Annotated in this window: 3 protein-coding genes; all 3 read right to left on the bottom strand. The window is 45.9% G+C overall.

Annotated features, from left to right (window positions below):
* The coding region (locus WBV75_RS11555) for a GTP-binding protein (RefSeq protein ID WP_424120748.1) at positions 1-430 on the bottom strand (430 nt) is incomplete at its 3' end.
* Positions 431-445: 15 nt separating this feature from the next.
* Positions 446-1,351 (bottom strand): sulfate adenylyltransferase subunit CysD, encoded by a 906-nt coding sequence (gene cysD, locus WBV75_RS11550; RefSeq protein ID WP_424120747.1) that lies wholly within the window; start codon positions 1,349-1,351, stop codon positions 446-448.
* Positions 1,348-1,918 (bottom strand): adenylyl-sulfate kinase (gene cysC / locus WBV75_RS11545; RefSeq protein ID WP_424120746.1); only part of this gene is annotated, 571 nt, incomplete at its 5' end. The genes cysC and cysD, both read right to left, overlap by 4 nt.

Genomic DNA, 1,918 nt, shown 5'->3' with positions numbered 1-1,918 from the left:
CGATCACATGGGGGATATTCAAAAGGGAGGCAATAAAAGCATGGCGTTTTGTCTGTTCTATAACCCCGTGTCGGGCATCAATAAGGATAATGGCCGCATTGGCAGTCGACGCCCCGGTCACCATGTTCCGGGTATACTGAATATGCCCTGGGGTATCGGCGATAATAAACTTTCGCTTGGGGGTGGTAAAATACCGGTAGGCGACATCAATGGTAATACCCTGTTCGCGTTCGTCGCGAAGCCCATCTGTAAACAAAGCCAAATCAACTCCGTCGTGTCCCTTTTGGGCGCTGGTTTGTTGAATGGCCTCCAATTGGTCTTCAAAAATGGATTTCGAATCGTAGAGCAAACGCCCGATAAGGGTACTCTTCCCATCATCCACACTCCCTGCAGTAGTAAAACGCAATAACTGGCTGTTGTTCAAGTCCATGTCTTATAGTAAGCTTTAAAAATATCCTTGTTTTTTTCGATCTTCCATCGCCGTTTCAGACCTTTTATCATCTGTGCGATTACCCCTTTCGGTCTGCCGCATGGCGGAGACTTCATCCACAATTTTAGAAAGCGTATCCGCTTCAGATTCAATCCCTCCAGTAATGGTGATATCCCCCAGGGTCCGGAATCTTATTTTGCGCGTAACAACCTCTTCATGGGCTTCAATAATCAGATGTTCCGAATTGGGAATCCAGGAATTCTTCCTCCAGATGACTTCGCGCTCATGGGCAAAATAGAGACTGGGAATATCGATTTCCTCCCTGAGGATATAATTCCAAACATCCATTTCGGTCCAATTACTGATGGGGAATACCCTGAAGTGTTCCCCTTCAAAATACTTTCCGTTGAATAAATTCCAGAGTTCCGGGCGCTGGTTTTTAGGATCCCATTGCCCAAAATCGTCCCTGTGTGAAAAAAACCGCTCCTTGGCCCTCGCTTTTTCTTCATCTCTTCTCCCTCCGCCTACTGCACAATCTACTTTATGTTCCTCAATGGCATCGAGCAAAGTGGTTATCTGCAAGGCGTTACGCGTAGCATTTTTGCCGCGCTCCTCCGCCACACGACCTTTATCAATCGACTCTTGAACAGAACCAACGATCAACCGAGTACCCAGGGAATCGATCAGTTTATCACGAAAGGCAATGGTTTCCGGAAAATTATGCCCGGTATCCACATGCATCAGGGCAAAAGGAATTTTACAGGGGTGGAACGCTTTTTTGGCCAGGTGGGTCACTACAATGGAATCTTTTCCTCCCGAAAACAGGATAACGGGATTCTGAAACTGGGCCCAAACCTCTCTCAGGACATATATGGCTTCCGATTCGAGTTCATCCAAATAATTCAGATAATACTTACTCATGCCTTAATTTCTAATTTGTGTTGAATTGACTTGTAAATTTCATTCACTGCGGCGTCTATAGAAGTTTCTCCATCTATTTCGACATCGGGGGTATCGGGGGCTTCATACGGAGCGGAAATCCCCGTCATGTTTTTTATTTCCCCTTTCCGGGCTTTCGCATACAACCCTTTAACATCCCTGGATTCACAGATTTCCAGTGGTGTATTGACAAAAACCTCTAGAAAGTGATCATCTCCAACCAGCGACCGTATATTTTCACGATCCTTTTTATAAGGTGCCACGAAAGCCGCCAGAATTACTACTCCTGCATCAATGAAAAGATTCGAAATTTCCCCAATCCGGCGAATATTCTCCGTCCTGTCCTCAGGGCTAAACCCGAGATTCTTATTGATACCGAGTCGGATGTTATCACCATCCAGCACATAGGTTTTAATTCCTTTTTGATGAAGCAACTGCTCCAGGGCGTTACAAAGGGTGGATTTCCCGGAGCCGGAGAGTCCGGTAAAGAAAACCAGAAACGAATTATGTCCGCTCAATTGCCTTCTGTCTTCCCGCCTGATCTTATAG

This window comes from Robiginitalea sp., assembly GCF_049588695.1.
In the GTDB taxonomy this organism is placed as follows: Bacteria; Bacteroidota; Bacteroidia; order Flavobacteriales; family Flavobacteriaceae; genus Robiginitalea.
This window is presented reverse-complemented; position numbering and strand designations above follow the sequence as displayed.

Coding starts and splice junctions, on each gene's coding strand:
- cysD (WP_424120747.1), bottom strand. CDS start 1,351: ATGAGTAAGTATTATCTGAATTATTTGGATGAACTCGAATCGGAAGCC.